Origin of the sequence: Phocaeicola sp. RTP21359st1_B8_RTP21360_211022 (assembly GCF_040911965.1) — a bacterium.
GTDB lineage: Bacteria > Bacteroidota > Bacteroidia > Bacteroidales > Bacteroidaceae > Phocaeicola > Phocaeicola vulgatus.
In genome coordinates this window covers 51,840-77,563 of record NZ_JBDFXP010000017.1, presented here as the reverse complement: position 1 = coordinate 77,563, position 25,724 = coordinate 51,840, and the positions used below count along the sequence as shown (strand labels likewise).

Below are 25,724 nucleotides of genomic sequence, written 5' to 3'. Positions count from 1 at the left end.
AGGTTTCTATTATTACAGAATTTTTTCCATAATAAGCACCATTTCTTTCTTTTTTCACATTTTTTTTCTGTACTTTTGCGCTCAAATTTAAAAACCATTTTTTATAACCCAATATGGCAAATGTGATTAAATTACACAAAGGCTTGAACATCAACCTGAAAGGGAAACCTGCTCAGGAGTTCTTTGACGTGAAGCAGCCGGACATCTATGCGATAGTGCCCGATGATTTTCATGGCGTGACTCCTAAAGTCGTGGTCAAGGAACAGGAATATGTGACGGCCGGGGGAACATTGTTTGTTGACAAGAACCACCCCGAAGTGAAGTTCGTATCTCCGGTAAGCGGTGTCGTTACCAGCGTGGAGAGAGGCGAACGTCGTAAAGTCTTAAGCATCTCCATTGCAGCTGCAAAGGAGCAAGACTACGAAGAGTTTGGAAAGAAGGATGTTTCGACTCTGACAGGCGAGCAGGTAAAAGCCGCCCTGCTGGAAGCCGGACTTTTTTCATTCATTATCCAGCGCCCCTACATCGTGGTGGCTGATCCGAATGCCAAGCCGAAAGGCATCTTCGTTTCTGCATTTGACACTAACCCATTGGCTGCTGATTTCGAATTTGTTCTGAAAGGCCAGGAAAAAGATTTCCAGACTGGTCTGGACGCACTGGCAAAGATGGCAAAGACGTATCTGAATATCAGCGTAGAGCAGAAGAGCCCTGCACTGACCAACGCCAAAAATGTAACTGTAACTGCCTTCGACGGTCCTAACCCCGCCGGAAACGTAGGCGTTCAGATTAACCACATCAGTCCTATCAACAAAGGCGAAACTGTTTGGACGCTCCGTGCGGAAGAAGTGATCTTCATCGGACGCCTGTTCAACACAGGTCGCGTAGACCTTACCCGTACTATCGCCCTGACCGGTTCGGAAGTGAAGAAACCGGCTTATTGCAAGCTGAAAGTAGGAGCCTTGCTGACAGATATTTTTGCAGGACGTGTGAACGGAGGTAAAAACTTACGCTACATTAACGGTAACGTGCTGACCGGAACTTTGGTGAAGCCAAACGGATTCCTGGGTGCGCACGCTACAAGTCTTACTGTGATTCCCGAAGGGGATGACCGGCACGAATTCCTGGGCTTTATCATGCCGCGTACCGATCAGTACAGTGCCAACCGCAGTTATTTCAGCTGGTTGTGCGGTAACAAGGAATACACACTGGATGCCCGTATCAAAGGTGGCGAACGCCACATGATCATGTCCGGCGAGTATGACAAAGTATTCCCGATGAGCATTTTCCCCGAATATTTAATTAAAGCTATCATTGCCGGCGATATTGACCGCATGGAAGCACTTGGTATTTACGAAGTGGCTCCCGAAGACTTCGCTGTATGTGAATTCGTTGACTCTTCCAAATTGGAATTGCAACGCATCGTACGTCAGGGCTTGGACATGCTTCGCAAGGAAATGTGCTAAATAATTAAAAACTAAGAATTAAAAGTTAATGAAAGCGTTAAGAAATTATCTCGACAAGATAAAGCCAAACTTTGAAGAGGGCGGCAAACTCCACGCGTTTCGTTCGGTGTTCGACGGTTTCGAAACATTCTTGTTCGTACCCAACAGCACTTCGAAAACAGGAGTTCACATTCATGATGCGATTGACAGCAAGCGTATCATGTCAATGGTGGTTATTGCGTTGATACCGGCCCTGTTGTTCGGTATGTACAACGTAGGTTACCAGCACTTCTTGGCTGTAGGCCAGGAGGCAGGTTTCTTTGAAAAGTTCATTTATGGTTTCCTGGCTGTTCTGCCTAAGATTATCGTATCATACGTAGTCGGTCTGGGAATCGAATTTGTGGTGGCACAATGGAAGAACGAAGAAATTCAGGAAGGTTTCCTGGTATCCGGTCTGTTGATCCCGATGATCGTTCCTGTGGAATGTCCGTTGTGGATTCTGGCTGTCGCTACAGCATTCTCTGTTATCTTCGCTAAGGAAGTATTCGGCGGTACAGGTATGAATATCTTCAACCCTGCATTGATTACCCGTGCTTTCTTGTTCTTCGCTTATCCTACCAAAATGTCCGGTGATGCCGTTTGGGTAAGCACTGACAGCATTTTCGGTATCGGTGGCGGACAGGTAGTGGACGGTTTTACCGGCGCTACGATGTTGGGACAGGCTGCTACAGCCGCTCCGGGTGCAAGCGAACTGATTAATGTGAACGGTACTCCCGCTACCATGTGGGATATGGTTGTAGGTTTGATCCCGGGTTCTATCGGTGAAACCAGCGTTATCGCTATCGCACTGGGTGCCATCATCCTGTTGTGGACAGGCGTGGCAAGTTGGAAGACCATGTTCTCTGTCTTTGCCGGTGGTATCGTGATGGGATTGATCTTCAATGTATTCGGCTCTACAGATAACATGATGGCTCAGTTGCCTTGGTACGAACACATCGTATTGGGCGGTTTCTGCTTCGGCGCCGTGTTCATGGCTACCGACCCTGTGACTTCCGCACGTACGGAAAAGGGTAAGTTCATCTACGGCTTCCTGATCGGTGTGATGGCTATCGTTATCCGTGTGTTGAATCCGGGTTATCCCGAAGGTATGATGCTTGCCATCCTGCTGATGAACATCTTCGCTCCGCTGATTGACTACTGTATCGTGCAGAAGAACATCACAGCCCGCGAAAACAGATTAAAATCAACTAACAACTAAAATATCGGACATTATGAATACTAATAGTAATAGTTATACTATCATCTATGCTTCGATAATGGTTGTTATCGTAGCATTCCTGTTGGCATTCGTGTCTTCTTCTCTGAAAGAAAAACAGTACCAGAATGTAGAACAGGACACAAAGAAACAAATTCTGGCAGCTTTGAACGTTTATGACGTAAAAGATGTGAATGCAGAATATGATAAATATGTGAAAGAAGACGATTTGATGCAGGCAGACGGTTCTTTGGTAAAGAACGATGCTGCTTTCCAGACTTCTTATAAAGGTGAAATCGCTAACGGACGTCTTCATGTATTCGTTTGCGACGTGGATGGTCAGACCAAATATGTGCTGCCTATTTATGGTGCCGGTCTTTGGGGACCTATCTGGGGATACATCGCATTGAATGATGACAAAGACACTGTATACGGCGTTTACTTCTCTCATCAAGGAGAAACTCCGGGTCTGGGTGCAGAAATCACCACTACTAAGTTCCAGGATCAGTTCTTGGGCAAACATGTAATGGAAAACGGTACTGTAGCTTTGGGTGTTGAAAAACACGGCAAGGTGGCAAAACCCGATTATCAGGTAGACGGTATCTCAGGTGGTACTATCACTTCTAAGGGTGTAGATGCGATGATTAAGGATTGCCTGAGCATGTACAATTCATTTTTAACTAATAAATAAGAGGAGGGTAAATAGAATATGAGCGCATTATTTTCTAAAAAGAATAGAGAAGTTCTTTTAACTCCGCTGGGTTTGAATAACCCTGTCACCGTACAGGTGCTCGGTATCTGTTCTGCACTGGCTGTAACGGCTCAGCTGGAACCGGCTATCGTGATGGGTCTTTCCGTAACCATTATTACAGCCTTCTCGAACTTCGTTATCTCCTTGTTGCGTAACACCATTCCCAACCGTATCCGTATCATCGTTCAGTTGGTGGTTGTTGCCGCATTGGTAACTATCGTTAGTGAAATTTTGAAAGCGTTCGCATACGATGTAAGTGTGCAGCTTTCTGTATATGTAGGTTTGATTATTACAAACTGTATCCTGATGGGACGTCTGGAAGCGTTTGCTATGATGAACGGTCCTTGGGAATCATTCCTGGATGGTATCGGTAACGGATTGGGTTATGCCAAAATCCTGATTATCGTGGCATTCTTCCGTGAACTGCTGGGTGCCGGTACATTGTTTGGCTTCCAGGTTATCCCGCAGGCTGTTTATGACTTGGGCTACCTGAACAACGGCTTGATGTTGATGCCTCCTATGGCGTTGATTATCTGTGCTTGTATCATTTGGTACCAACGTGCAAAACACAAAGAATTGCAGGAAAGTAATAATTAATCCCCGTTATAAAACGAAAAGAATATGGAATATTTAAGTTTGTTTGTAAAGTCCATCTTTGTGGACAATATGATTTTCGCATACTTCCTGGGGATGTGTTCTTACCTGGCAGTATCGAAGAACGTAAAGACAGCCGTAGGTCTGGGTGCAGCCGTTACTTTCGTGTTGATTGTAACTCTGCCGGTGAACTATTTGCTGGAAAATTACGTACTGGCACCTAATGCGCTGATTGATGGAGTAGACCTCAGCTTCTTGAGCTTTATCCTGTTTATTGCCGTTATTGCCGGTATCGTTCAGCTGGTGGAAATGGCGGTTGAACGTTTCAGCCCGTCGCTCTATGCTTCATTGGGTATCTTCCTTCCGCTGATTGCTGTAAACTGTGCCATCATGGGTGCTTCATTGTTTATGCAGCAACGTCATTTCATCAACATTGGCGAGGCAACTACTTACGCTTTGGGCTCAGGTATCGGTTGGGCACTGGCTATTATCGGTCTGGCTGCCATCCGTGAAAAAATGGCTTACTCTGATGTTCCCGCTCCTTTGAAAGGTCTGGGTATCACTTTCATCACTGTAGGTTTGATGGCAATGGCATTTATGTGTTTCTCTGGTTTGAAAATCTAAAAGGAAAGGAATAAGACAATGGATATGAATTTAATATTAGCTAGTATTGGAGTATTCCTTGGAATTATCCTTCTGCTCGTTGTTATTTTGCTGGTAGCTAAGCAGTATCTTACTCCGAGCGGCAAAGTAAAGATAACTATCAATGGAGAGAAAGAACTGGAAGTAGAACAAGGTTCAACTTTGCTGAACACCCTGTCTGTCAATGGCATCTACCTGTCATCGGCTTGTGGTGGTAAAGGTTCTTGCGGTCAATGTAAATGCCAGGTTGTAGAAGGCGGCGGTGAGATTCTTCCTTCTGAAAAGGGACATTTCAGCCGTAAACAACAACAGGATCATTGGCGTCTGGGTTGCCAGGTGAAAGTAAAAGGTGACCTGGGCATCAAGATTGATGAATCTGTACTGGGTGTTAAGGAATGGGAATGCGAAGTAATCAGCAACAAGAACGTTGCCACTTTCATCAAAGAGTTTATTGTGGCTTTGCCGAAAGGTGAACACATGGACTTCGTTCCGGGTTCATACGCTCAGATTAAGATTCCTAAATTTGAAATGGACTACAACAAGGATATCGATAAAGACCTTATCGGTCCGGAGTATCTGCCCGCATGGGAAAAATTCGGTCTGTTCGGCTTGAAATGTAAGAATACGGAAGAAACCATCCGTGCTTACTCTATGGCCAACTATCCTGCCGAGGGTGACCGTATCATGCTGACAGTGCGTATCGCTACTCCTCCGTTCAAACCGAAAGATCAGGGTCCCGGCTTTATGGATGTGAATCCGGGTATCGCTTCATCTTACATTTTCACGCTGAAACCGGGTGACAAGGTAACGATGAGTGGTCCTTACGGAGACTTCCACCCGATCTTCGATTCTAAGAAGGAAATGATTTGGGTAGGTGGTGGTGCCGGTATGGCTCCGTTGCGTGCGCAGATTATGCACATGACCAAGACACTGCACACTACCGACCGTGAACTTCACTATTTCTATGGTGCGCGTGCATTGAACGAAGTATTCTATCTGCAAGATTTCCAACAATTGGAAAAAGACTTCCCGAACTTCCACTTCCATCTGGCTTTGGACCGTCCGGATCCCGCAGCCGATGCAGCAGGCGTGAAGTATACCGCAGGTTTCGTTCACAATGTGATGTATGAAACTTATCTGAAGGATCATGAAGCTCCCGAAGATATTGAATACTACATGTGTGGCCCCGGCCCGATGTCTAATGCAGTCGTTAAGATGCTGGATAGTCTGGGTGTTGAGCCTTCTTCTATCATGTACGACAACTTCGGAGGATAATATCAGGATCTCCTTTTATTAATAATGAAAATAAGCCCGGTAAAAGTGAACTTTTATCGGGCTTTTTCTTTACTTTTGTATAAAACGAAAATGAATATGATAGAGAACATACTAGCCAATTTGAAAATTGAGCGGCTGAACCCGATGCAAGAGGCGTCCATCAATGCTTGGAAAGAGGGAAAAGACCTAATATTATTGTCTCCTACGGGATCCGGCAAGACGTTAGCTTATCTGTTGCCTTTGGTGCAGAGTTTGAAGCCTGGTATAACAGGCGTACAGGCTATAGTGCTGGTTCCTTCCCGGGAACTGGCTTTACAAATAGACCAGGTATTTAAATCCATGAACACACCCTTCAAGGCTGTAAGTTGTTATGGAGGACGACCGGCCATGGAAGAGCACCGTACCATCAAAGGGGTGCAGCCATCAGTTATCATCGGTACTCCGGGCCGTATGAATGATCATCTTTCCAAACAGAATTTTGATGCAGATACGGTCACAACTCTGGTAATCGATGAATTTGACAAATGCCTGGAGTTTGGCTTCCAGGAAGAGATGGCGACTGTCATAGGACAGTTGCCCAACTTGCAACGCCGTTTTCTGTTGTCGGCTACCGATGCGGAAGAGATTCCGCAGTTTACGGGGCTGGACAAGACCATTAAATTGAATTTTTTAAATCCGGAAGAGCAGCTTACCCACCGTCTGCATTTATATAAGGTACTGTCTCCGGAAAAAGACAAACTTGAAACCTTATATAAATTGCTTTGTACCTTGGGAAGCCAATCGACATTGGTTTTCTGTAATCACCGTGAAAGTGTGGAACGGGTAGGGAAGTATCTTCAATCCCAGAAGTTTCAATGTGGCATTTTTCATGGCGGCATGGAACAGGATGACCGCGAACGCTCCCTATATAAATTCCGCAACGGAAGTTGCCATGTGCTTATTTCTACCGATCTGGCCGCTCGCGGACTGGATATCCCCGAAATAGAGAATGTAGTACATTATCATCTGCCTGCCAATGAAGACGGATACATTCACCGCAACGGACGTACCGCCCGCTGGGAAGCCGAAGGTAATTCTTATGTTATCCTTCATGCCGAAGAAACAGTGCCCGCATATATAACCGATGAGCCGGAGGAGTTCATTTTACCCGAAGTCACCCCCAAACCTTCTTTACCCGAATATGTGACATTATATATAGGAAAAGGCAAGAAAGATAAAATCAATAAGATAGATATTGTGGGATTTCTCTTTAAAAAAGGAAACCTTAATAAAGACGAAATAGGACGGATTGATGTAAAAGACCACTATTCTTTTGCAGCCGTATCTCGCAAAAAGATAAAACAAACTTTGAATTTAATACGAAATGAGAAGATAAAGGGCATAAAAACACTTATTGAAGAAGCTAAATAATGACAATTTGTCAATTCTCGAAATGAAATGATTAAAGAATAATTCAAAAAGATATTTTTTTTATGCTTTAGATCATTGTTTACTAGGGATGTAGTTACAAAATGAAAGCATAAAAAATCAGATTTAACTAATTTGAAAGAAAATTATGCGGAAATTCGTAAATTTATTAGCGATTTTTTTGGAAAACTGAAAATAATGTGTAATTTCGCCCAATGTAAGATATAAACAAATTGTATAACCAAAACAAACGTCAAATGAAAAAGCATAATTTCAATGCGGGACCATCTATCTTGCCTCGCGAGGTAATTGAGAAGACAGCACAAGCCGTTCTTGATTTTAATGGGTCAGGCCTTTCCATCATGGAAATCAGTCACCGTGCTAAAGATTTTCAGCCTGTAGTAGACGAAGCTGTTGCTTTGTTTAAGGAACTGTTGAACATCCCGGAAGGGTACTCGGTACTATTCTTGGGAGGTGGAGCCAGCTTGGAATTCTGTATGATACCTTTCAACTTCCTCGAAAAAAAAGCTGCTTACCTGAACACAGGCGTATGGGCCAAGAAAGCGATGAAAGAAGCCAAGGCTTTCGGCGAGGTAGTAGAAGTGGCATCTTCCGCTGAAGCGACCTATACCTATATTCCCAAAGATTATACGGTTCCCGCCGATGCAGATTATTTCCACGTCACAACGAATAACACAATCTATGGAACAGAACTTCATGAAGATCTGGATTCTCCGGTTCCTATGATTGCTGATATGTCATCTGATATTTTCTCTCGTCCTATCGACGTTTCTAAATATATTTGTATCTATGGCGGTGCGCAGAAGAATTTGGCTCCGGCCGGTGTCACTTTCGTTATTGTAAAGAACGATGCTGTGGGCAAGGTATCACGCTATATTCCTACTATGCTGAATTATCAGACTCACATTGACGGCGGCTCTATGTTCAACACACCTCCTGTACTTCCTATTTATGCCGCTTTGCAGACTTTACGCTGGATAAAAGCCAACGGTGGTGTAGCAGAAATGCAGAAACGTGCTAAAGAGAAGGCAGACATGCTGTATGCTGAAATAGACCGTAACAAAATGTTCCGTGGCACAGTAACGGATAAAGCCGACCGCTCTTATATGAACATTTGCTTTGTAATGAATGACGAATACAAAGACCTGGAAGCCGATTTCTTGAAATTTGCCACAGAAAAAGGTATGGTGGGTATTAAGGGACACCGTTCTGTAGGCGGTTTCCGTGCATCTTGCTACAACGCTATGCCGAAGGAAAGCGTTCAGGCTTTGATTGACTGCATGCAGGAATTTGAGAAACTTCATTAATAATTATGTTCACCACAGATTATACGAATTGCACAGATAGGAACAATAAATGGAATCTGTGATAATCCGTGATAATCTGTGGTGAACCTTTTTAATACAATAAGACCATGAAAGTATTAGTAGCAACAGACAAGCCGTTTGCAAAAGTTGCAGTAGACGGTATCCGTAAAGAAATAGAAGCAGCAGGTTATGAACTGGTATTGCTGGAAAAATATGGTGAAAAAGCTAAACTACTGGAAGCTGTAAAGGACGTTAACGCAATCATTATCCGCAGTGATATTATTGATGCCGAAGTATTGGATGCGGCAAAAGAACTGAAAATCGTAGTACGTGCAGGAGCAGGTTATGATAACGTGGATTTGGCGGCTGCTACGGCACACAATGTGTGTGTTATGAATACTCCGGGACAGAACTCCAATGCAGTAGCCGAACTGGCTTTTGGCATGATGGTGATGGCTGTCCGCAATTTCTATAACGGGACTTCGGGTACTGAACTGATGGGCAAGAAGTTAGGTATCCATGCATACGGCAATGTAGGTCGCAATGTGGCTCGTATCGCTAAAGGTTTTGGCATGGATATTTATGCTTTTGACGCTTTCTGCCCGAAAGAAGTTATCGAAAAAGACGGTGTGAAAGCTGTTTCTTCTGCTGAGGAACTGTATGCTGCTTGTAATATAGTGTCCCTGCATATTCCTGCTACGGCTGAAACTAAAAATTCCATCAACTATGAATTGGTCAACAAGATGCCTAAAGGAGGAGTATTGGTAAATACTGCCCGTAAGGAAGTGATCAATGAAGCGGAATTAATCAAACTGATGGAAGAACGCACCGACTTAAAGTATGTTACTGATATCATGCCGGTTGCCCATGCAGAGTTCTCGGAAAAATTTGCCGGCCGTTATTTCGCTACACCGAAAAAGATGGGGGCCCAGACGGCTGAAGCAAATATCAACGCAGGTATCGCTGCTGCCAGACAAATAGTAGGCTTCCTGAAAGATGGTTGTGAAAAATTCAGAGTAAATAAATAAGTAATCCAATAACCGCAGGGGCGGATTGAATCCGACCGGATGCATATAGCTTATGTTTTCGGGCGAATGCAATTCGCCCCTGCAAGTAAAATCTAATACCTTTATTTTATGGCAATAATAAAACCCTTCAAAGGCATCCGCCCTCCGAAAGAATTGGTAGAACAAGTAGCTTCACGTCCATACGACGTACTGAATTCTGAAGAAGCACGCGAGGAAGCGAAAGGTAATGAAAAGTCACTTTATCATATTATAAAACCGGAAATTGATTTCCCTGCCGGAACAGACGAACATGATCCTAAAGTATATGAGAAGGCTGCCGAAAATTTCCAGATGTTTCAGGACAAGGGCTGGTTGGTGCAAGATGAAAAAGAAAATTATTATGTATATGCACAAACCATGAATGGCAAGACCCAATATGGACTGGTGGTAGGAGCGTATGTTCCCGATTATATGAACGGGGTCATCAAAAAACATGAACTGACCCGTCGTGACAAGGAGGAAGACCGCATGAAACATGTCCGCGTAAATAATGCCAATATAGAACCGGTATTCTTTGCTTACCCGGATAATGCGGAATTGGATGCTATCGTTAAGAAATATACTTCACAACGGCCGGAATATGATTTTATCGCTCCGGGTGACGGCTTCGGACATTCATTCTGGGTGATCGACAAAGAAGAAGATATAAAAGCTATCACAAAAGCTTTCGAAGCCATGCCGGCTCTTTATATTGCCGATGGTCATCATCGCTCGGCTGCCGCAGCCCTGGTAGGCGCCGAAAAAGCGCAGCAAAATGCAAACCATCAGGGAAATGAGGAGTACAATTACTTTATGGCTGTATGTTTCCCGGCCAACCAGCTGACTATTATTGATTACAACCGTGTTGTAAAAGACTTGAACGGGCTGTCTCCGGAACAATTCCTGACCGCTGTCAGCAAGAATTTTGTGGTAGAAGAGAAAGGAACTGAGGTCTATAGACCGCAGGCTCTTCACAATTTCTCTCTCTATCTGGACGGTAAATGGTACAGCTTGACAGCAAAACCGGGCACATACGATGACAATGATCCTATCGGAGTATTGGACGTGACTATTTCTTCCAACTTGATATTGGATGAAATATTGGGAATCAAGGATCTTCGTTCCGACAAACGGATTGACTTTGTAGGTGGTATCCGTGGCCTGGAGGAATTAAAGAAGCGTGTGGACAGCGGTGAAATGAAAGTGGCTTTGGCCCTTTACCCTGTTTCTATGAAACAATTAATGGATATTGCCGATACCGGCAATATCATGCCGCCCAAAACAACTTGGTTTGAACCGAAACTTCGTTCGGGATTGGTTATTCATAAACTGAGCTGATCCATAGTTGGAACACGGACAGAAAGAACAAACCTGCATTTCCCTTTCTGTCCGTGTCCGTTCAATCATTTCATATAATTTTTCAGCTGCTACAGGTGATATAAATTCTTTTATATTTGTTGATTAGGTATAATTAAAATAAATAGATGTCAGAGTGAAAGAATAAAGCATTTTTCCTTTGTTTATTGCTGACAAATATCTAATTTCGCGCCGATTTTAAAGCGTGTAATAAAAACGATGACTAACAACAAGACTAAAGGATTTCTCCTTGGGGCAATCGCAGCAGCCAGCTACGGCATGAACCCACTGTTCACCCTTCCTCTTTATAGTGCAGGAATGAGCGTAGACTCGGTATTATTTTATCGCTATGCACTGGCTATAGTTGTACTAGGTATCATGATGAAGATGCAAAAGCAATCTTTTGCCATTAAGAAAGCGGATGTGCTGCCACTTTGCATCATGGGACTGCTGTTCTCATTCTCTTCCCTGTTTCTCTTTATGAGTTATAACTACATGGATGCCGGTATCGCATCCACCATACTGTTTGTCTACCCGGTACTGGTAGCTATTATTATGGCTGTAGTATTTAAGGAAAAAGTATCGCCGGTCACTATGTTTTCCATAGCGCTGGCCTTTGTGGGAATTTCCTTGCTCTGTAAAAGTCCGGGAGGACAGACACTCAGCCTGGTCGGGATTACTTTTGTCTTTTTATCATCCTTGTCTTATGCTATCTATATAGTTGGCGTAAACCGTTCTTCCCTGAAGGATATGCCTATAGCCAAGCTTACTTTCTATGTCCTGCTTTTCGGCCTGTCTGTTTATGTGGTGCGATTGAAGTTCTGTACAGGATTGCAGCCTATCCCTACACCCTTGTTATGGGTGAACGCAGTTTCACTGGCTGTTTTTCCTACTGTTATTTCGTTGGTGACCATGACAAAGGCCATACACTACATTGGTTCCACCCCCACTGCTATTCTGGGTGCTTTGGAGCCTGTTACAGCTTTATTCTTCGGAGTACTGATTTTTGGAGAGCAGCTGACACCGCGCATTATTCTGGGCATTTTGATGGTGATTACTGCCGTAACTCTGATTATAGGAGGAAAAACATTGCTGAAAAAAAGCAAGATTCGGTTAAGGCATACTGGCAGATAAAGTCGGATTTTGTATCTTTGCCCTTGCAATTATAAATTTTCCACTATGAAAAAACAACTGATGCAATGGGCAGGAGTGGGAATGTGGATGGTATTGGGGCTGTCCGCATGTTCCCCTACAAAAACAGAAATTGGAAATCTGAATGTCATTCCGCAGCCCCAAGAAGTAAGTCAAGACATTCAAGCCCACCCTTTTGTTATTAATCCGCAAACCGGTATTGTTTATCCGGAAGGCAATGAAAAGTTGCAACGGACGGCAGAATTTTTAGCTTCCTATATTAAAGAGGCAACGGGAATTACTGTCCGGACAACAACTGAAGCCGCAAGGAAGAACTCCATCATTTTGGCGGTTGACGGTTCCATTACCAACAAAGAGGGGTATCAACTGGAGGTAACTTCTGAAAACATCCATTTGAATGGAGGAAGTGAGTCGGGAGTATTTTATGGAATACAAACGCTCTACAAGGCTTTGCCGTTGACCAAAAACAAACAGGTATCCGCTGCCATCCCGGTGGGAACTGTTAATGACTATCCTCGTTTCGGTTATCGTGGTTTCATGGTAGACGTGGGCCGCCATTATTTTCCGGTTTCTTATCTGAAACAAATCATTGATATGCTGGCACTGCACAATATCAATTATTTTCATTGGCATCTGACCGAAGACCAAGGCTGGAGAATTGAAATCAAGAAATATCCCAAACTTACGGAAATAGGTTCGATGCGTCCGCGTACATTGATTGACCGTGAAACCCAGACTTACGATGAAACTCCTCATAGCGGTTTTTATACACAGGAAGAAGCAAAAGAAATTGTCAAGTATGCCGCTGACCGTTTTATTACTGTAATCCCCGAAGTTGACCTTCCGGGACATATGATGGGAGCTTTGGTTTCCTATCCGGAATTAGGTTGTACGGGAGGTCCATACGAGATTCCTTGTAAATGGGGGGTATTCCCTGATGTGCTGTGTGGAGGAAACGACCGGACTTTACAGTTCGCCAAAGATGTATTGAATGAAATAATGGATATCTTTCCATCTCCTTATATCCATATTGGTGGGGATGAATGTCCGAAAGTACGTTGGGAAAAATGCCCTGTATGTCAAGCTAAAATTCGGGAACTGGGTTTGAAAGATACACCAAAACATAGCAAGGAGAACCAATTACAGACCTATTTCATGTCCGAGGTAGGCAAAGTTATCAATGACAGAGGGCGTAAAATGCTGGGCTGGGATGAGATGTTGGAGGGAGGATTGGCTCCAGGTGCCACAGTGATGTCATGGACCGGTGTCAAAGGTGGTATCGAAGCCGCCCGTCTGCACCATGATGCGATTATGACTCCTATTCAGTATCTTTATTTCAGCAATCCTACTTACAACCGGATAAAAGGGACTAAAAGCCTTGGACGTGTCTATACATTTGAACCTGTTTCTAATGAATTGGCAGAGGATGAACGAAAATATATCATCGGTACCCAAGGATGCATATGGACAGAATGGACGCGTGACAGTTTGAAGATGGAATGGCAAATTCTTCCCCGTATGGCTGCCTTGTCCGAGATTCAATGGACGGAACCGTCACATAAAAATTTCGACAGTTTCTTGAAACGTTTACCGGCTCTGCTGGCTATCTACCGGGATAGAGGTTATGATTTTCGCCAGGACATTTATGATGTGAACATTGATATTGTTCCGGCTCCCGATGAAGGAAAAGCCCGGATTGCTTTTCAGACGTTTGATGACGCGGAAATACATTATACATTGGACGGCAGCGTTCCCGATGTGCAATCCCCATTGTATACCGACACTATACAAGTGGATAAAGATGTTATCATACAAGCCATTGCAGTTCGTCCGCAGGGTGCCAGTCAGATAAGTAAGGAGGAAATACATTTTAATGCAGCCACAATGAAACCGGTTACCTTGAATACCATTCCTCATAAATCATATACTTTTAAAGGAGGAAGTACCTTGATAGACGGATTATATGGGGATATGAATTATCGCTCAGGGCGTTGGATTGGTTTCTACGGGACAGATATGAATGTGACCCTTGATTTACTTGAGCCTAAGGAGGTGTCTTCAGTTTTCGTAAACACAATGTTGAACACAGGCGATGCTATCTTTGGTACAACAGGTCTGAAGGTGGAAGTTTCTGAGGACGGGAAAAATTTCCGCAGGGTAGCCTCCGAAGATTTTCCCGTTGTGGAAAAAGGAACTAAAATGCAGAGCCGCAAAGACTCTGTCTCTTTTGACAAAGTAAAAGCCCGCTATATTAAAATCATAGCAGAAGTTACTCCGAAACTTCCCGCATGGCATTCCATGCCTGGCGAAAAAGCGTTTTTGTTTGTTGACGAAATAGGAGTGGAGTAAATCCGCCTTCGGAGCAATGGCTTTCTAAAGAACAAATACCAAACAAGAAACGGACATTCTGACAAAAACAGATGTCCGTTTCCTTATTCATAAGCCTTTCATGTATTTTCAAAAGCTGTTCAAGAAAAAATGGCGATAGAGATTCACTCTGTCGCCATTATGTGATGTGGAATGTCTAATTCCTTATGCTTTAGGAAGTGCTTCTTTTACAACCATAGTACGGTTTACATATTCTGCACCGTTCAATTGCTTGATAGCTTCTTTGGCTTCGTCATCATTAGGCATTTCTACAAAAGCAAAGCCTTTAGAACGACGTGTTTCACGGTCAGTAATAAGTTTTACTGAAGCTACTGTTCCATACTCTTCCATTACACCTCTCAAATCACCTTCCCTAACATTATAGTTAAGGTTTCCAATATACAAATTCATAAAATAAAAATTGATAAATAAATAATTAAGTAAACTTTGAATTTAAAAATTTAGTTAGAAGAATAGAAACGGTTCAAGTGTGAGATGAATTGAATCAATCGAAAAAACTATCTTTTTATATTCCGTTGTCAAAGGAACGATAAATAATTGGATTATCCACTATATTTCTCTTTTTATTTTGATATTTTTTTAGCCGGTGACTCTTTTTATACTTTTTAGGCTTAAAGCAGGAGCCTTATATCATTCATATTCACTAATTTTGTATCAACAGCTAACTTATAACTAAGATTTATATGATATTGAATGAAAGAGAAAGCCGCCATGAGCATGTGTTGCATGTGGCCCGACAAATGATGACGGCAGCGCGCACTGCTCCCAAAGGAAAAGGTGTTGACATTATTGAAATAGCCATGGTGACGGATGGTGATATCAATATTTTATCGGAAATGATGGTGAAAATGGTTGCGGAGCATGGAATGAAATTCTTTCTGCGCGATGCGGAAAATATTCTGAATGCGGAATGTGTCCTGTTAATAGGTACCCACGAACAGGCGCAAGGATTGAATTGTGGTCATTGTGGATATGCCACCTGCGTGTCTCGCAAAGAAGGAGTGCCGTGTGCTCTCAATAGTGTCGATGTGGGCATTGCCATCGGATCAGCTTGTGCCACGGCAGCAGACAACAGGGTGGACACACGGGTCATGTTCTCGGCCGGACTAGCAGCGCAGCGTCTGAACTGGCTGGAAGGATGCACCCAGGTTTATGCCATCCCTGTCAGTGCATCCTCTAAAAATCCTTTCTTTGACCGGAAACCTAAAGAATAAATTTCTCTACTACCGCGGCTACACCATCTTCTTCGTTAGAAAGGGTGATGTAGTCGGCGTTTTGACGGACTATTTCTTGAGCATTGGCCATTGCTACCCCCAATCCGGCATATTGTATCATAGAAAGATCGTTAAAACCATCACCAACGGTAATCATTTCTTCTTTTGTCATACCGATTTCTTTTAGCAATACGGCCAGTGATTGTGCTTTATCAATACCTTTAGGGACCAATTCCAAAAAATAAGGTTCGGAACGGAATACCCCCATACGGTCTTTCAAGTGTTCGTACATTTCTTTTTCAAGCACTGCAAGCCGCGTAGGTTCACCTACAATCAGACATTTGGCAATAGGAAATTTTATTGCCTCCAGAAAATGATCCACTTTCTTGGGAGTCATCACATTCAGAATAGCTTCTTTCAATACATATTCATCTTCCGGATATTCAGTCAATACATATTTTCCATCGTAAGTGACGATAGCAAAATGATTGTCGGTGGCACATTTATACAGGTAAGGCAATATATCCGGATCGAGCACATTCTCGTACATCATCTCACCGGTTTTCCAGTCTATGATCTCACCTCCGTTATACGAAAGTATATAACCTTCGTATTTCTGCAATTCTAAGATCTCGGCCAGTGGAGCCACACCGTATGTGGGACGCCCCGATGCCAAAACAATTTTTACTCCGCGCTCTTGCGCTTCGATAAGTGTACGACGTGTGTGTTCCGTTACCTCTTTCTTTTGATTGGTCAACGTTCCGTCTAGGTCTAAAACTAATAATTTATACTTCATATACTATTTAATGGAGTGCTTTTGCCAAATTCGCTGCAAATATAACGATAAAATTCATGGCTTTTTGCTACATTTGCTCAAAATAAACAAGAATCATGACAGAAATTTTATTAACCGTAATTATTATCCTGCTGATAATTAATATGGTAATCGCACTTACTAAAAACAATCGTCTGCAAACCGAACGTCTGGAAGGATTGCTACGCGAAGAAATGAAAGAAAACCGGGACGAATTGGGAAGAAATATTCGCGAACTGCGTAACGAACTGAATCAAACCTTGAATTATTCTATCCGTAATATGCAGGATACTTTGCATAAAAACCTGCTGACCGGTAATGAAATGCAACGGGAAAAATTTGAAGCAATGGGCAAACAACAGGAAGCCTTGGTGAAAAGTACGGAAAAACGATTGGATGACATGCGGCAAATGGTAGAAGAAAAATTACAGAAAACATTGAATGAACGTATAGGACAATCCTTTGAGATAGTACGTTCGCAGCTGGAGAATGTACAAAAAGGGCTGGGAGAGATGAAGAGCCTGGCACAGGATGTAGGAGGATTGAAAAAAGTTTTAAGCAATGTGAAGACGCGGGGTACATTCGGAGAAGTACAATTAGGGGCCTTATTGGACCAGATGCTGAGTCCGGAACAATATGAGGCGAATGTCAAAACCAAGAAAAATGCAACGGAATTTGTGGAGTTCGCCATTAAACTTCCGGGAAAGGAAAATAGTGATGAAATTGTATATTTACCTGTGGATGCCAAATTTCCCAAAGATGTATATGAGCAATATCAGGATGCATACGAAGCCGGAGATGCCGCATTGATTGAAACTTCATCCCGCCAACTGGAAATCACAATCAAAAAAATGGCAAAGGATATTCACGATAAATATGTAGACCCACCTTTTACAACAGATTTTGCCATTATGTTTCTGCCATTCGAAAATATCTATGCAGAAGTGATCCGCCGGACCGCGTTGGTGGAAATGTTGCAAAAAGACTGGAAGATAGTGGTTACAGGTCCTACCACCCTGGGAGCTATCCTGAATAGTTTGCAAATGGGATTCCGTACACTGGCCATTCAAAAACGAACAAGCGAAGTATGGAATGTGTTAGGGGCAGTAAAGACCGAATTCGGAAAGTTTGGAGGATTGCTGGAAAAGGTACAGAAAAATCTACAGAATGCAGGAGACCAGTTAGAGGAAGTTATGGGAAAACGTACTCGTGCCATAGAGCGTAAACTACGCCAGGTAGAAGCCCTTCCGGCAGAAGACAGCCAACGAATGTTGAGTTTGCCCGAACTGACAGATGATGAGGACGATGAATAAACAAGGAGGACTTAAAGATGAGCATGACGTGGGATTTTATTTTAAGATTGTTTGTGGCAGGCGCTTTGGGTACTGTTATTGGTCTGGATAGGGAATATCGTGCCAAAGAAGCCGGTTACCGTACCCATTTTCTAGTATCACTGGGAAGTGCTCTCATTATGATTGTGTCACAATATGGTTTTATGGAAGTAGTGAAGATGGAGGGAATAGACCTGGACCCGAGTCGTGTGGCCGCACAGGTTGTCAGCGGTATCGGTTTTATTGGAGCGGGTACTATTATTTTTCAGAAACAAATCGTGCGCGGGCTTACTACCGCTGCCGGAATTTGGGCTACTTCGGGCATCGGTCTGGCTATTGGAGCCGGTATGTACTGGCTGGGAATCTCAGCAACAATCCTTACGCTGATTGGTCTTGAGGCACTTAGCTATCTTTTTAAAAGTATAGGTATGAAAAGTTCCATGGTGGAGTTCTCTACAGACAATAAAGAAACACTGAACCGTATGGCCAAGAAATTCAATTCCAAGGAGTACAATATTGTTTCCTATCAATTGGACGAAAAGAGGTTGGGAGAAGTAACGACCTATTATGTTACAATGGTTATAAAATCCAAGAAATACAATGATGAAGGTATGTTACTGACATTATTACAGGATTTTAGCGATATTACCGTTCATAGGCTGGAGTAAGCTTTTCCGGCTTGGTTCAAAAGCAGCAGGGGAGAGCGCTTATTGAAAGATTCTCTCCCCTGTGCTGTGATCATGCTTTTAACCGCATAACAAACGTACTTCCTTCTCCCAGCTTACTGTCTACTGTAAGCGTACCATTATGGGCCTCGACAAAATCCCGGGAAATGGACAGACCTAAGCCGCTTCCTTGTACTTTAGTTCCGGGAACCCGGAAATAATGGTCAAAGATGCTTTTATGATAACGTGGATCAATCCCTTTCCCGAAATCCCGTACAAACATCTCAATGAATCCATCATCTGTCTGACGTGCCCCTATTACTACACGACCGTTTTCCGGTGAATACCGGATGGCGTTGGAAAGAAGGTTGGTCAGCACCCAAGCTATCTTCTCACTGTCGACAAACAGTTTACCTATTTTGTCTTCAGGGTACTCCACTTCTATTTGAATGTTGAACTTCTCGGCTTGCACACGGTTTGCCTTTATTGCATATTCTATCAACTCTATAGGTTTGGTTATCTTAGGCTTCAACTGTAGTTTTCCTGATTCTACCTGCGTCATATTCAGCAATTCGCCGGTGATATTAAGCAGCCGTTCGCTATTTTCCTTGATACTGTTTGCCAAATCTTCCTGTTCTTCATTTAAAGCTCCGATACGCTGGTCTTCTAATAATTGCAGACTCATCATAATAGCCGAGATAGGAGTCTTCAATTCATGTGAGATTGTAGAGATAAATGTGGTCTTGGCCGAATCCAGTTCCTTAAATTCGGTTATATTCTTCAACATAATGACATATCCTTTTTTCTCCATAGTAACCCCATCTTTCCCCGGTTGGGAAATACTCATGTATTTTACTTGGAAAAAACTCTCTTTATTGTCCGCATAAATCTTCAGAGGTTCTTTCTTTTCTTTTTCCTTGTCTTTGACTGGTTCCCCAGGAATTTCCACCAATTCACGAATCAGGCGGCGCAACAAATCATTGCGCAGGGAAATATCCTGTGCAGAATGTTTAATAACTTCTTCACGCTTCAGGTTGATCACATTCAATGCTTCATCATTGATGAACAGGATTTCCATATCATTATTTAAACCGATAATAGGCTCGTTGATACTGTTGATGATAGTCTCCATATATTTTTTAGATGCCATCATATCGGATAAAGTACTTGCATGATAATCTTCCAGACGTTTGGCCATGCGGTTGAAATTTTTAGATACTTCTGAAAATTCTTCACTGCTGTTCAATTCCAAACGTTTCTCATAATTATGGTTTGCAATTTCCTGTATAGCGTTGGTCAGCTCTTTAATAGGATTATCAATTGATGCGGGAAGACGCAACCACATACCAATACCAATACATATACATGCGGCACCAACAACATATATCCACAATAAAGCCCGCTGTAATCCGGGACCTGCTGCCGGACTGTCAGGTTCCGTGGCAGTCAGTATTTGCAAATTCACAACAGAAAGTACAACCAACAGTACAATCATTGCCACCAATATCCCTATGGCGAGGGTTAGTTTCGACTTTATATTCATAACTTTTATTTTTTATGCAAGTATAATCAAATCTATGTCCATTTCTGCTAAAGAGTGTAGAAATTTTCGATATTTGGAAAGACTGAATAATGCACCGGGCATTTTGAAAGCAGGATGCCCCATACAGACAGTTGTAATTCCACGTTGACGACAAGTCTTAATTATTTCTCCCATAATATCGGAAGATGAAACTTGGATAACTTCACCGCCCAACTCGGTAACCAGTTTAAAATGATTAAGTAAATGCCGCTGTGTTGCCAATGGAATACGTTCCGTACTTTCGGCAGGCGTTTGTACATAAAGGGCAAAAAAGACCGTATTGTACCGGGAAGCAAGCCGTGCCGCTTTACGGATGATATGTCGGGGAGTCCGTTCATTACTGCTGATACATGCCAAAAACTTCTCGTGCCGGATACCCTTTTCGCCTGTAACAATTTCATTTTCAACTTTTTTCTCGACTCGAAAGGCCACTTCTTTTAGTGCCAGTTCACGTAACTGAAGAATATTCTCTGTCTTAAAAAAATTATTCAGTGCCAACTGAATCTTTTCAGGGCGATAGATTTTCCCGGCTTTCAACCGGTTTATCAGTTCTTCGGCAGTAAGGTCTATATTTACCACTTCATCCGCATCCTGCAACACCTTGTCCGGAATCCGTTCCTTAACCTCTATACCTGCTATGCCTTTTACGTCTTCATTCAAACTTTCTATATGCTGGATATTAACTGCAGAAATTACGTTTATACCGGCATCCAACAATTCCATTACATCTTGCCAACGTTTCTCATTCCGGCTGCCCTCGATGTTGGTATGTGCCAATTCATCTACTATAACCAGTTCGGGATGTAACTGAAGAATGGCATCAAGATCCATTTCTTCCACTTCCTTACCTTTGTAAAATATCTTTTTCCGAGAGATAACAGGCAATCCTTCCAACATAGCAACGGTTCCTGCACGTCCGTGCGTTTCAATATAACCTATCTGTACATCTACACCGTTCTCCAACATTTCGTGAGCTTCTTGCAGCATACGATAACTTTTCCCTACACCGGCTATCATTCCGATATAGATTTTAAACTTTCCACGCCGTGAACGTTTAATCAAATCTAAAAAATGCTGTACACTTTCTTCTCTGTCTTCCATTTGTTACTTTATCATATTGGCAATATAACAATTTTCCGCATATTTAATATCAGTCCTTTTATAACAGGCAAAGAATATACCAATAAAACAAACGGCTTAGCTACAATGCCATAAGCGTGTCATCAAAGACTAAAGCTTACCAAAATGAAAAGGGGGCTCTTTCAAAATGAAACACTTTCTTAATCACTATAATTATTGCCGTTAGATCTCCTAGAATAGTTTATTCCTGCTTTTCTAGCTTGTGTATGTTGAAATTGACGGGCTATTTTATATTCACGTTCTCCTTTTAGTAATCTGTATCCGGTTTGTTTAAACCAAAAGCTTATATTATTTTCTATACATTGCCGACGAATGTCCAATACCCAGTCATAATTACATATACGCGCTTCTTTGCCCGATTCTCCACCTACCACAATCTGTTCTACCCATGTACCGAGTTCTCCCTTGAAGTTTATAGCGGACAACAACGGTTCACAGATAATGATTTTATGCTTTACAGGAGCTGCTTTATAAAGAGGAAGACGGTAATCCACTCTGTCTTGATTTTCCATGGTGCAACAAATGGTAACATTATCATACCCGTCCCCCCAATCCGGAGGCAGACATTGGCCGAGCCGGTCTATGCGTTTAGTTATAAACAAGAAATGAAGATCGTATCGTTCCCGCATCATTTTCCATGCTTCTATACGCCATTCATCGGCTTCTTCTATCAGAAAATCGGAGGTAAAACAAGTATAGACGAGATTGCCGGAAGGGATCTTGTAAGTCTTATCCTTTTTCCGTCGCACGGGCAGATTGAATTGTCCGGTTTTGGTTATTATGGAACTGTCTTTCCCATGTTTACTATCTCCGCGATATACATAACAATGCCGGCAACCTGTACTTAGCTTATGGCAGCCATGCCAAGGATTCCATAGAGAAGACTCCGGACTTATTCTATTTTCCATTCTGTCTGAATAAAATTTATCATTGTCTGCAAAGTTAGCTAAAGTCTTTTCATCATTTACATAATTCATTCCTGAATTTCTTCAAAAAGAATGGGAGTGTTATAGTTAATGCAAATGGATTAATGTACCTTTGCCGGTATAATCAATTAAGCCACTGGCAAGAATAAATTTTATAATGTAGAATATAAAACAAAAAACTTATTATATGAGCACAGACGATAGAAAATGGGAGATTATTGAAAGTGAATATCTTATCCGCCGCCCTTGGCTGACCGCACGCCGTGACCGGGTTAAACTACCTACAGGAGTTGAAATTCCTGAATATTATATTTTGGAATATCCTGATTGGGTAAATGTAATTGCTATCACCCAAGAGGGTAAATTCGTATTAGTACGCCAATACCGTCACGGAATAAAAGAAACACGTTATGAAATTTGCGCCGGAGTTTGTGAAACCGGAGAAGAGCCTTTGCTTTCTGCCCAACGCGAATTGTACGAAGAAACAGGGTATGGCAATGGAAATTGGACAAAACTTATGACTATTTCAGCAAATGCCAGCACCATGACAAATATCACTCATTGTTATCTGGCTACGGAGGTAGAACGAATCTCTACCCAGCATTTGGAAGAAACTGAAGATCTGACAGTGCATTTGCTGGATGAAGAAGAAGTAAAAGCGTTGTTATTGAATGATGAGGTGAAACAATCATTGATGGCTGCACCGTTTTGGAAGTATTTTGCTTTATATTCTCGTTTATAATAAAGACTTTTAGGGAGACTGAAAAAGCTCCCTAAAAGTAAGTTGAATCATTTATTCTATTAAACCGAGTTAATCACTTTTTATACTTCTTTGTATCGTCATTCGCTCACCTTCTCAGTGAGAATCCTTTTTTGCAGATAAAGAATGCATAGCCATAATATGCTTTATACTTACTATATAGCTCAGCCTCATGATGATTGGATGTTATCAATTCTTCTACGATTCTGCTTCCTGCATGTTTTCTTCTGAATATTTCCTCGGCTTTAGCTTGAGGAGCAAAATAATGTTCTATCCAGCAATTCTCCGGAAGAATGAATGTCGCAACTGGAATATATCCTGCTTTTTGTATCTGGGCTACTTTGTTGGGAACCGTATCTATTTCCGTATAAGCACTCATCCAGAAATCATGAATTTCTGCCGGGCGTTGATCGGTAAACCAGACACTTTCAGAAACGGCAAGGTATCCTCCCGGTTTCAAATAGTTGCGCCACTCTTTCAAGCCTCGTTCAAAGCCGATATTATAAATGGCTCCTTCCGACCAGATCAAGTCCAAAGAGTCCTTTTCAAAAGAAAGGTCATCCATCGAACCGACTATGCCTTTCACCCTATTCTGGAGATTCAGTTTCTCGGCATTCTTGTTGAAACGTTCAATGAATCCCGGGAAAAAGTCGATGCCTGTAATCTTCCCCGGCGCATGTTGTGCCAAGATCATTGTCTGCCCCCCTGTTCCACAGCCGAGATCGGCAATAAGGGATTTGTCGGTAAGATTATCTATAAAGCTTAATGCTTTAAGAGTTACTTCGGGACTTCCGGGTCCTTGTCGCTCCGTATTTAAGAAAAAATCACAAATCAAATTTACATCGAATCCTAGAATTGTATTGTTGTCATTATTCATTATCGTAATATATTAAACATACACTGAAAGCATAGCCATACTCCCTGTGTAATTAAAAAATAAAATTATAGTAATATGAAATTGCTCTCGAAAAAATATCCCGAGAATACACGAATAAACAATCTATTTATGAGAACAGATTGTTTACGACACCAAATCCGATATACGAGTTTTTAACATAGTGCAAAGATACACCTATTTCATTGAAAAACGATAGAAAACAATGTTTAAATTTAGGAGATATTTCAGTATTTGATCTTTTTCCACTCTTTTAAAAACCTATTTTACGTTTCAAATAAATCATATCTTTTAATAAAACCCCATTGTCAATGATAGGATGATCGTAGTTCTCCGTGAAAAAACCTTTTATACAATGAGAATATTCAAAGCCGCAACTTTTATAAAATGCAAGAACACCGGGAACGTCTCCTGTTCCCACTATCATCTGAGTATATTCTTTTGAATAATGATTTATCAGGTAGTTTATTAGTTTTCTTCCATATCCTTGTCGCTGGGCAATAGGGGTAACCGCTATATTCTTCAATTCACAAATTTCCGGACCTTCTTTTGTTACAACGCCCACGGCTTTTATCCCATTATCTTCCAATACAAACAAGTCACCACGCTCCAGATACCGGTCTATCATTGTTTCCTGTTCATCCCCAAGCAATAATAAGTCCAGATATTGCTTTTTATTTCTAGATATTTTAATGATGTGATAATCCATAATATTATATTTATAACATTCTTGTCTTTATAGATAGTGCAAAACAGCACTATTTTAACGATTCCCGGCATATCGGTAAACAGCAGCCGAAATATCAGAGATTATTTTAGCATTCGTTTCCATATTTTCTTTTGAGTCTTTGACAAATACAGCTACTACGTATCGGCTTCCATCAGGTAGAATTACAAAGCCAATGTCATTGATGCCAATGTATTCTCCCCGGTCATTCTTATCGGAAGTTCCTGTCTTATGTCCTATCTTGACTTCACTTTCGGGAAGGGGAGCAGGCAGTCTGTCTTTGCCTGTCCCACACTCTATCATAATATGCTTTAGAAAATCTGTATATTCATTTCTCATGAAATCTTGAGTCATAAAAAGTTCCAATAGATTGGCTGCTTCCATTGGTGTTGTCCAGTTTTTGTAACAATCATCCATGTCTTGATGCATCTCATCTTCGGTAGCAGTTATGGAAACATCGTTTATTCCCAATGAATGAATGTATTCATCCACCACGTTTACACCACCTATATAATCGAATAAGATATCACAGGCTACATTGTCACTTGACTGCATTGTATAAACTAAAAGTTCACTAATCGGAAGTTCTAAATTGCCTTGGGGATATTTATCACGCAAAGGGCTATATGTATCCGGTTTGAAATATTTTTTATCAAGATATAGGGAAGTGGAAAGTGGAATATGCCGTTTTTGCAGGTAATCACATACAGCCAATGCCTGATGAAACTTATAAACGCTCATCATGGGATATTTTTCGGCATTATTTATGGCCAGCGTATCTTCTCCATCCAGTATCAAAGCCACTCCTATAGTTGCTTTCTTATCTTTAATAATATGTCGAATTTCTGTTTTTAATGTTTTCAATGAATCTTGGGATTTATTCTGAACACATCCGCCAGACAACACACACCATATACATATAATAATATATGGACATCCGTTTTTTACTAAAGACTGCAAGATTAACCTTGGGCTCCGTTTTTTTGTTATACGCATTTTCCTGATTTTAATTGTACGAAGATACCGGATTATCA

24 protein-coding genes are annotated in these 25,724 nt (G+C 41.9%); 16 read left to right on the top strand and 8 right to left on the bottom strand.

Annotated elements, in window-relative coordinates; genetic code table 11:
• Positions 1 to 113 precede the first annotated feature (113 nt).
• From AB5062_RS10860 to AB5062_RS10805, 12 genes are all read left to right on the top strand, one after another.
• Positions 114 to 1,463, top strand: a complete 1,350-nt coding sequence (locus AB5062_RS10860; protein WP_005843517.1) for a Na(+)-translocating NADH-quinone reductase subunit A — start codon at positions 114 to 116, stop codon at positions 1,461 to 1,463.
• A 28-nt stretch (positions 1,464 to 1,491) separates the two neighbouring features.
• A complete protein-coding gene (locus AB5062_RS10855) occupies positions 1,492 to 2,700 on the top strand; it encodes an NADH:ubiquinone reductase (Na(+)-transporting) subunit B (RefSeq protein WP_005843519.1) in 1,209 nt (402 codons plus the stop codon).
• A gap of 13 nt (positions 2,701 to 2,713) precedes the next feature.
• Positions 2,714 to 3,388: a Na(+)-translocating NADH-quinone reductase subunit C gene (locus tag AB5062_RS10850; RefSeq protein WP_005843521.1), complete on the top strand. Its 675-nt coding sequence runs from the start codon at positions 2,714 to 2,716 to the stop codon at positions 3,386 to 3,388.
• Between the two features lie 18 nt (positions 3,389 to 3,406).
• A complete protein-coding gene (locus tag AB5062_RS10845) occupies positions 3,407 to 4,045 on the top strand; it encodes an NADH:ubiquinone reductase (Na(+)-transporting) subunit D (protein WP_005843523.1) in 639 nt (212 codons plus the stop codon).
• 24 nt (positions 4,046 to 4,069) lie between these two features.
• Complete coding sequence (gene nqrE / locus AB5062_RS10840; RefSeq protein ID WP_005843524.1) at positions 4,070 to 4,666, top strand: NADH:ubiquinone reductase (Na(+)-transporting) subunit E; 597 nt, start codon at positions 4,070 to 4,072, stop codon at positions 4,664 to 4,666.
• 18 nt (positions 4,667 to 4,684) lie between these two features.
• Positions 4,685 to 5,959: an NADH:ubiquinone reductase (Na(+)-transporting) subunit F gene (nqrF, locus tag AB5062_RS10835; protein WP_005843526.1), complete on the top strand. Its 1,275-nt coding sequence runs from the start codon at positions 4,685 to 4,687 to the stop codon at positions 5,957 to 5,959.
• A gap of 96 nt (positions 5,960 to 6,055) precedes the next feature.
• Complete coding sequence (locus AB5062_RS10830) at positions 6,056 to 7,369, top strand: DEAD/DEAH box helicase (protein WP_016271242.1); 1,314 nt, start codon at positions 6,056 to 6,058, stop codon at positions 7,367 to 7,369.
• 254 nt (positions 7,370 to 7,623) lie between these two features.
• Positions 7,624 to 8,694, top strand: a complete 1,071-nt coding sequence (gene serC / locus AB5062_RS10825) for a 3-phosphoserine/phosphohydroxythreonine transaminase (RefSeq protein WP_005843530.1) — start codon at positions 7,624 to 7,626, stop codon at positions 8,692 to 8,694.
• Between the two features lie 107 nt (positions 8,695 to 8,801).
• Positions 8,802 to 9,722, top strand: a complete 921-nt coding sequence (locus AB5062_RS10820) for an NAD(P)-dependent oxidoreductase (protein WP_005843532.1) — start codon at positions 8,802 to 8,804, stop codon at positions 9,720 to 9,722.
• Between the two features lie 108 nt (positions 9,723 to 9,830).
• Positions 9,831 to 11,078, top strand: coding sequence for a DUF1015 domain-containing protein (locus tag AB5062_RS10815; protein ID WP_005843534.1), 1,248 nt, complete (start codon positions 9,831 to 9,833; stop codon positions 11,076 to 11,078).
• Between the two features lie 237 nt (positions 11,079 to 11,315).
• Entirely contained in the window at positions 11,316 to 12,230 is a 915-nt protein-coding gene (locus AB5062_RS10810) for a DMT family transporter (RefSeq protein ID WP_005843539.1), read from the top strand.
• Positions 12,231 to 12,275: 45 nt separating this feature from the next.
• A complete protein-coding gene (locus tag AB5062_RS10805) occupies positions 12,276 to 14,597 on the top strand; it encodes a glycoside hydrolase family 20 protein (RefSeq protein ID WP_050505377.1) in 2,322 nt (773 codons plus the stop codon).
• A 183-nt stretch (positions 14,598 to 14,780) separates the two neighbouring features.
• Here the strand turns inward: AB5062_RS10805 and AB5062_RS10800 are convergent, their stop codons facing one another.
• Positions 14,781 to 15,026 (bottom strand): RNA-binding protein, encoded by a 246-nt coding sequence (locus tag AB5062_RS10800; RefSeq protein ID WP_005843543.1) that lies wholly within the window; start codon positions 15,024 to 15,026, stop codon positions 14,781 to 14,783.
• A 293-nt stretch (positions 15,027 to 15,319) separates the two neighbouring features.
• Between AB5062_RS10800 and AB5062_RS10795 the strand changes: the two genes are divergently transcribed.
• The gene (locus tag AB5062_RS10795) at positions 15,320 to 15,850 is read left to right on the top strand and encodes a ferredoxin domain-containing protein (protein WP_005843545.1); all 531 of its coding nucleotides are present in this window, start codon (positions 15,320 to 15,322) and stop codon (positions 15,848 to 15,850) included.
• On the opposite strand, the gene AB5062_RS10790 is transcribed toward AB5062_RS10795, so the two are convergent.
• Complete coding sequence (locus tag AB5062_RS10790) at positions 15,840 to 16,646, bottom strand: Cof-type HAD-IIB family hydrolase (RefSeq protein WP_057099187.1); 807 nt, start codon at positions 16,644 to 16,646, stop codon at positions 15,840 to 15,842. The genes AB5062_RS10795 and AB5062_RS10790 overlap by 11 nt on opposite strands.
• A gap of 95 nt (positions 16,647 to 16,741) precedes the next feature.
• On the opposite strand from AB5062_RS10790, the gene AB5062_RS10785 reads away from it, so the two are divergent.
• Positions 16,742 to 17,977 (top strand): DNA recombination protein RmuC, encoded by a 1,236-nt coding sequence (locus AB5062_RS10785; protein WP_368326879.1) that lies wholly within the window; start codon positions 16,742 to 16,744, stop codon positions 17,975 to 17,977.
• A 17-nt stretch (positions 17,978 to 17,994) separates the two neighbouring features.
• On the top strand, positions 17,995 to 18,663 hold the full coding sequence (locus tag AB5062_RS10780) for an MgtC/SapB family protein (protein WP_007835476.1): 669 nt from the start codon (positions 17,995 to 17,997) through the stop codon (positions 18,661 to 18,663).
• A 70-nt stretch (positions 18,664 to 18,733) separates the two neighbouring features.
• Here AB5062_RS10780 and AB5062_RS10775 read toward each other — a convergent pair whose 3' ends face one another.
• From AB5062_RS10775 to AB5062_RS10765, 3 genes are all read right to left on the bottom strand, one after another.
• Positions 18,734 to 20,203, bottom strand: a complete 1,470-nt coding sequence (locus AB5062_RS10775; protein ID WP_005843553.1) for a sensor histidine kinase — start codon at positions 20,201 to 20,203, stop codon at positions 18,734 to 18,736.
• Positions 20,204 to 20,215: 12 nt separating this feature from the next.
• The gene (locus AB5062_RS10770; RefSeq protein WP_008669044.1) at positions 20,216 to 21,343 is read right to left on the bottom strand and encodes a histidine kinase; all 1,128 of its coding nucleotides are present in this window, start codon (positions 21,341 to 21,343) and stop codon (positions 20,216 to 20,218) included.
• Positions 21,344 to 21,522: 179 nt separating this feature from the next.
• Entirely contained in the window at positions 21,523 to 22,290 is a 768-nt protein-coding gene (locus AB5062_RS10765) for a DUF5131 family protein (RefSeq protein WP_057280957.1), read from the bottom strand.
• A 205-nt stretch (positions 22,291 to 22,495) separates the two neighbouring features.
• Between AB5062_RS10765 and AB5062_RS10760 the strand changes: the two genes are divergently transcribed.
• Entirely contained in the window at positions 22,496 to 23,050 is a 555-nt protein-coding gene (locus AB5062_RS10760; RefSeq protein WP_368326880.1) for an NUDIX hydrolase, read from the top strand.
• Between the two features lie 106 nt (positions 23,051 to 23,156).
• Here the strand turns inward: AB5062_RS10760 and AB5062_RS10755 are convergent, their stop codons facing one another.
• From AB5062_RS10755 to bla, 3 genes are all read right to left on the bottom strand, one after another.
• Positions 23,157 to 23,945: a class I SAM-dependent methyltransferase gene (locus AB5062_RS10755; protein WP_057280955.1), complete on the bottom strand. Its 789-nt coding sequence runs from the start codon at positions 23,943 to 23,945 to the stop codon at positions 23,157 to 23,159.
• Positions 23,946 to 24,216: 271 nt separating this feature from the next.
• Positions 24,217 to 24,672: a GNAT family N-acetyltransferase gene (locus AB5062_RS10750; RefSeq protein WP_005852452.1), complete on the bottom strand. Its 456-nt coding sequence runs from the start codon at positions 24,670 to 24,672 to the stop codon at positions 24,217 to 24,219.
• A gap of 54 nt (positions 24,673 to 24,726) precedes the next feature.
• Entirely contained in the window at positions 24,727 to 25,686 is a 960-nt protein-coding gene (bla, locus tag AB5062_RS10745) for a class A beta-lactamase, subclass A2 (RefSeq protein WP_005852454.1), read from the bottom strand.
• Positions 25,687 to 25,724 lie beyond the last annotated feature (38 nt).